Origin of the sequence: Candidatus Proelusimicrobium excrementi, assembly GCF_937881865.1 — a bacterium.
Classification (GTDB): domain Bacteria; phylum Elusimicrobiota; class Elusimicrobia; order Elusimicrobiales; family Elusimicrobiaceae; genus Proelusimicrobium; species Proelusimicrobium excrementi.
In genome coordinates, this window is sequence record NZ_CALGEO010000103.1 from 1 (window position 1) to 6,437 (window position 6,437).

Annotated in this window: 5 protein-coding genes; 4 read left to right on the forward strand and 1 reads right to left on the reverse strand. The window is 46.0% G+C overall.

Annotation, left to right across the window (positions count from 1 at the left end; all coding sequences use genetic code 11):
- A partial coding sequence (locus ACQY26_RS04610) for an alanine:cation symporter family protein (RefSeq protein ID WP_428047958.1) occupies window positions 1-610 on the forward strand: 610 nt, incomplete at its 5' end.
- 22 nt (window positions 611-632) lie between these two features.
- Window positions 633-1,556, forward strand: a complete 924-nt coding sequence (locus ACQY26_RS04615; RefSeq protein ID WP_428047959.1) for a magnesium transporter CorA family protein — start codon at window positions 633-635, stop codon at window positions 1,554-1,556.
- A gap of 40 nt (window positions 1,557-1,596) precedes the next feature.
- Here ACQY26_RS04615 and ACQY26_RS04620 read toward each other — a convergent pair whose 3' ends face one another.
- Window positions 1,597-2,382: an undecaprenyl-diphosphate phosphatase gene (locus ACQY26_RS04620; protein WP_428047960.1), complete on the reverse strand. Its 786-nt coding sequence runs from the start codon at window positions 2,380-2,382 to the stop codon at window positions 1,597-1,599.
- A 64-nt stretch (window positions 2,383-2,446) separates the two neighbouring features.
- Between ACQY26_RS04620 and ACQY26_RS04625 the strand changes: the two genes are divergently transcribed.
- Both ACQY26_RS04625 and ACQY26_RS04630 read left to right on the forward strand, forming a co-directional pair.
- Complete coding sequence (locus ACQY26_RS04625) at window positions 2,447-5,509, forward strand: PD-(D/E)XK nuclease family protein (RefSeq protein ID WP_428047961.1); 3,063 nt, start codon at window positions 2,447-2,449, stop codon at window positions 5,507-5,509.
- A partial coding sequence (locus tag ACQY26_RS04630; protein ID WP_428047962.1) for a UvrD-helicase domain-containing protein occupies window positions 5,496-6,437 on the forward strand: 942 nt, incomplete at its 3' end. The genes ACQY26_RS04625 and ACQY26_RS04630, both read left to right, overlap by 14 nt.

Sequence of the window (6,437 nt, forward strand, 5' to 3'; positions counted from 1 at the left end):
AACGTTCAAAATCAGTCAGCCTCATTTCGTTGCATCGATAGCCGCACGGGTCTGTTGCCGCACCATAGTATCTGCGGTGAATACATCCTCGACCGAAGCGGGCATGGGCAGCGCGTCGGTGGTTGCGGCCGCGGCAAAAACCAAGAACCCGGTCCGCCAAGGTTTGGTGGCCAGCACGTCGGTGTTTTGGACTTTCTTCATCTGCACTCTTACCGGCCTTGTAATAATAGTTGCCGGGGATTGGCAAAGCGGGCAGAAGTTCGCCGGGGATTTGTGCAACAGCGCGTTTGAAACCATACCTTATATAGGCGTACCGCTTTTGGTGTTTTCACTGACGATATTTTCCCTCACTACTATTATCGGCTGGGCTTATTACGGGGAAAAATTTATGGAATTTTTGGGCGGAAGCAAAATAGTAAAACCCTTCCGCGTGTTTTGGATATTATTCATGATTTCCGGCGTATATATTTCCCCCTCTTTGGCGTGGGCGCTGGTCGTTACGGTTACGGCGATGATGTCCATACCCAACCTGATAATGATATTTATGCTCAGGAAGAGAATCGTAAAAGAAACGAATCTCTATCTTAAATCGGAAATAGATAATATATAATTAAATTGTAACGGAGGCTGATATGCAGAGGACTTATTTAATCAAAAACGGCAAAATTACTGAAGACGAAGCGGCTTCCGCCTCCAGTTGCGATATTCTTTTGTTCGTGGATCCCACAAGCAGCGAACAAAGATATCTTATAGACCATTTAAGAATAGACGAACACACTTTGGCTTCTTCCATGGACCCGGAAGAGCTGCCCCGTCTTGAAACCGAGCCGGACCATACGGCTTTGATTTTGAACAGGCCGCGCAATTATTCCGGCAAAGAACAGCTGGTGTTTAAAGTCGCGTCCATGGGAATGTTCCTTTTTAAGGACAAGCTCGTCATAGTCATGACGGAAGATATCCCGCTTTTTATAGGCAAACGCTTTAACAACGTGCTTTCTTTGCACGACGCTTTTTTAAAGATAATTTACAACGCCATAGCGCATTATTTGGAGCACTTGCGCGTAATCAATATGATTACGGAAGAAATTGAGGATAAAATGACGGGCTCGGTAGACAATAAATATTTAATAAACCTCTTCAGTTTGGAAAAGAGCTTGGTCTATTATTTAAGCGCGATAACTTCAAACGGGTTTGTGTTTGAAAAGCTAAGGAACTTCTCCGGCCGTATAGGCTTTGACGAACGCTGCCGCGAGATGCTTGACGATATTATAATTGAAAACACTCAATCCCAAAAACAGGCGGAAATATACTCCAGCATTTTGGCGGGCCTCATGGACGCCAGGGCTTCAATCGTAAACAACAACTTGAACCTGCTGATGAAACGCTTAAACGTAATTACGATATGGATTATGGTGCCGACTTTTGTCGTCAGCGCGTTCTCAATGAACGTGATGATACCGCTGCAAGGCCATCCGCACGCATTTTGGATGGTAATGGGTTTGGCGATGATGTCAGTATGGCTCACGGCCATATACTGGAAGCACCGCAATTGGTAAGAACCGCGCCTGCCGCGCCCGCGGCGGGCAAAAGACGGAATTATTTGAAGAAATATAACGCTATAATCAAAGCGCCCAAAGCCCAGCGGTAATATACAAAAATATCAAAACTGTGGCTTTGTATATACTTCATTAAAAATTTTATAACCAGCCACCCGCCTATCATTGCCGCCAAAAAGCCAGAAACGAAAGCCACATCAATATCGGCAAGGGAAATATCTTTAAGTTTCAGCACCGCCGCGCCGGCTATTATCGGCACGGAAAGCAAGAAAGAAATCCTTGCGCTGGAACCGCGGCTGAAACCAAGCAAAAGGGCCATGGTAATCGTCGCGCCAGAACGGGAAACGCCGGGCATTATAGCCAAAGCCTGCGCGCAGCCTATAAGCATTAAAGGCAAAAGAGCCGCGCCTTCTTTGTATTTTTTGATTTTGCAGTTATACCTGTCAGCCAAAAATAAAAACAAGGCGAAAACAATAAGCATGGCGGCTATCATCAACGGCGAACGGAAAATGTTTTCCGCCGCGTCCTCAAGAAAATAACCGGCCAATGCCGCCGGGATTGTGGCAAGCCCTATAAACCAAAACCGGCGGCCTTGCTCGCTTTTCGGTTTTGTAAGGCCGTTTAAAGTAAGATTAAACAAATCCTTCCAAAAATAAGCGCAGACGGCTATAAGCGTGGCCAAATGCAAAGCGACGTCATAAGTGAGGCCTTGATACTCCCCGCCGCTAAAAAACGGAAACAAAGCCAAATGAGCCGAACTGGATATCGGCAGGAACTCCCCCAAAGCTTGAAGCAAACCCAAAAACACCGCGTTAAGAACCGTCATGACACCGCCTTTTAAAAAACAGTTGATTTATCAAAAAGATATATAAATTATATATTATTTATATATGCACCTGTTTACCGGCAATTTTGACGCTCTCGAGGAGCATTTCCTAAACTTTGTCAGCTTGGGCGGAAAGGACCCGTTTGATAAAGTTCTCGTCGTTTTGCCCTCGCAAAGACTGCAAAATTCTTTAAGGCGGGGACTGGCCGACGCCGGCGGATGCATAAGCGGGGTAACTTTCAGCAACTTTACCGCTTTAAGCGCGGGCATAAACTTTGCGGCAGGGCCGGACGCAAAACCGCTTCTGCCCGCCGGGCCCCAGCAGGATTTTATAATAAAAGACATCCTAAACAGTTACAGTTCTCTGCCGCCCTCGCGCGGTTATTCCAAAGCCTTTAAAGCCGCTTTCAGGGATTTGATATCGGCCGAAGTTTCCGTAAAAGACTTGCTTGATTTGAAAAACTCCGGGGAGCTTCCTTCGCCCGAACAGCAAAAAAATCTTGATGAATTTATAGTCTGCTACAGCCGCTACAACGAACAAATCCGAAAAGATGGCTTTGACTCTTACGGAGAGTTTTTCAGAAAAGCCGCCATCAACGCCGCGCACAGCCCGTACCTTAAAGGGTTTAAATATATAATTTTCTACGGATTTTACGATTTGACGGCCCTTCAATACAATTTGTTTAAAGAAATATGCCGGGGTTTCGACGCGAGAGTTTACTTCCCTTATGAAGACGGACCCGCTTTCAGCTTTACCAAAAATTTTTTTGAAGCTTACATTTACCCGCTTGCCAAAACCGCGGAGAAACTGCAAAAAACGCAAACCCCGCCGGCTTTGGCCGCAAAAAATATTTTTGAGTCTTCGGCGTCCGTTACGCAAAACGCCGAGATGAAGTTTATCAGCGTTTCCGGCACGGCGGCGGAAGTTCAGGCCGCGGCGAAAGAAGTTCTGCTCCTTAACGAAAAGCACCATATCCCTTTTAACAAAATAGCCGTATTCGCAAGAAGCATGGAAAATTACAAATACGACATTCCTTCCGTATTCGCGCGCAATAAAATACCGGTAAATTACAGTTTTGATTTCCCGCTGGTCAATCACCCTTTGGCGGCCTTTGTTTATAATTTGTTAAGCCTCGGCAGAAACGATTTTTACAGCGCGGACGCCGCGGCGGTTTTGGCCTCCCCATATTTTAAAAACGGCAAAAACGGGTGGCGCGATATTATCAAAAACAGCGGTATAACCGGCGGATTATCCCAATGGGACGGACTGACGGATTTATATGTAAATTCCAAAAACGAACAGGCAAAAGAGGCTTTCAGGCAAAACGCCGCGGAAATTACCGCCGCCGTCAAATTGTTAAGCAAATACTATCCCGAACTGGAAGCCGCAGGCAATTTTGATTTTTTGGCGGAAAAAGCGACGGCTTTTATAGAAACTTTTACCTCTTCGGAATTATCCGCGCAGGAACGAAACATCTTGAACGCCGTAAAAGATATCATATCCGAAACGGGCGGCTTTTCCGAAATAAGAAAGCAGGCCGCGCGCGGCGAATTTTTGGAGGAAGTCCTCTCGGCGTTGAAAGAGGCCGAATACAATAAAACGGAATCTTACGAAAACGCCGTGCAAGCCGCGGACATTATGGCTTTAAGAGGGCAGGGCTTTGAAGCGGCCGTATTTTTGGGCATGAACGAAGGCCTGCTGCCGGCCGCGCCCGCGCCGGATCCGGTTCTTAAAGAGGAATACCGCGCGCTTTTACAAAAAATAGGTTTTTTGATTCATACGCAAAACGAAAGATATTTTGAGGAAAAACTACTCTTCGCGCTCGCTCTTTCTTCCGTGAAAGGAAAATGCGCTTTTATATTTGAAAGAAGCGGCGACGACGGCAAACCGAAAATCCCTTCCCTTTATTTAAGCCGCCTGACCGAAACCGCCGGCAAAAACCTTAAAGAGCCGGATTTGTTCCTAAGCCGCAGGGAAAGCGAAAAGCTTAAACAATGGCCTTTTGAACTTTTGAACAAAAGCGAAGTTTCCGCTTACGCCGCTTTAAACTGCCCAAACAACGCTCAGATTTTGCATACGGCTTTCAATCCGGGAAATCAGCAAGACGAAAACCTAAAAACCATGCTTTCACGCGCGCCTTATTTGGCTTTCAACGCGGGCGGCCTGAACTTTTACGACGGGATAGTAAGCAAAAATAATCCGCTTTATATAAAAATAGAGCAAAAAGGGCTTTCCCCCAGCGCAATGCGCCTTTTGTGGCTTTGCCCCGGCGCTTATTTTTTTAAAAACGTCATACGCGTCAATGAGCCTGCGGAATACGACAGGGCAAAAATACCCTCAAACGCAAAGGGCACTTTACACCACGAGATTTTGCAGAATTTCTATCAATATATAATGAAGCAAAACCTCCTGGATAAGCTTTCCGCCGAAAGCGCCGGCAAACTGTTTGACGAATTTGCGGAAGCTTTTCTTCCGCCGGAAAGATATAAGGAATACGGCCTTTATCCATTGCTTTGGAAAACGCTTTGCCGCGACATAAAAAAGAATTTGCGCGGCCTTATAGAAGCCGATATCCCCGTTTTGCTGCAAAGGGGTTTAAAGCCTTCTTTCTTTGAATATCATTTGGAAGCCGAAGCCGAATTCGCCGGGCGGAAACTTAAGCTTCACGGAGAGAGCGACAGAATAGACGTAAATCAGGGAAGCAAAACCTGCAGGATAGTGGATTATAAAACCACAAAAGAAAGCGCATCCATGACAAGATCCATTTTTGAAAAAGGCATTTTGCAGCCGCCTTTGTATATGATTATGCTGGAAAATTCAAAAGACGAAACCATGCGGGGCCTTACCCCCGAAGAGGCCGTTCTGCTTGCCGTAGAAGAAGACGGCAAACGCGAAAAATCACTTTTCGCCGGGGATTACGAACTTATCAAAACGGAATTTGAAAAGGCCGTAAATTACCGCGTTGATTTGGCCGAAAACGGGGAATTTATAATAACGCCTTCGGCGCATGCCTGCGAATATTGCGCCTACGCCGACGTATGCCGCAAAGACCACGCCCCAAGTTTAAGGCGGGCGCGGAACTCGGCCCAAACAGGGAAATTAAGGAGGCTCAATGCCTCAAAATAATTTTTTTATTCCGCCGGATCAAAAAGCGCGCGACACCGCCGTTTTGGAAACTTCCAAAAACATTATAGTGGAAGCCGGCGCGGGCACGGGCAAAACCACTCTGCTCACGGACAGGCTTTGCTACCTTATTTTGGGCAAGGGTATATCCATAGATAAAATAATCGCGCTGACTTTTACGGAAAAGGCGGCCGCTGAAATAAAATCCAGACTTTTGGAAAAAATGGCCGAAACGCTTTCCGCTTTAAAAGGCCTCAGCGAGCCTTCCCGGGAAACGGAAAACCTTATTAAAAAAATAGGACGGGAAAAAGAAGAACTTATAAAAGAAATAGAACAAAATTTCGAACTGGCCGAACGCGCGATGATAAGCACTATACACGGATTTTGTTTTAAAGTGTTAAGACGCTTCCCCGCCGAAGCCGGCGTCGCCCCGGATATTATGCCCGACGGCGACGAAGCCGCGCAAGCCGTAATCGATAAAATATGGTCGGTATTTTTGGATGAGGAACTTAATTACTCTTCCTTAAACGGCGAAAAGTGGGAATTGCTGCTTAAAAACTTCTCTCTGGAAGAAATAAAAGCTTTCGCGCTTGCGCTTTTAAAAAGCCCTCTTCAAAGTTATAACCCGGCTCTGAGAAGCCCAAAAACCGCCGAGGTTCTGCGCCGCCAGGCCTTAGAAGCGAAAAGACTGCTTGAACTATATAAAAGCAAAAGGAAAAACGCTTTTGAAGAAAACCTGCGCAAAGCCGAAGTAATTTTAAACAATGCGGCGGATTATCATGATAATCTTGAATTTAAAGATTTAGCTTTTGAGCCCGCAAAATATTCCAGGCCGGCCGCCTGGACGGACGACGAAGATTTTGAAAAAGCCAAAAACATAATCCAAACGGCCGAAAACGCCGTAATGCAAAATATAATCCTTCTGCAAACC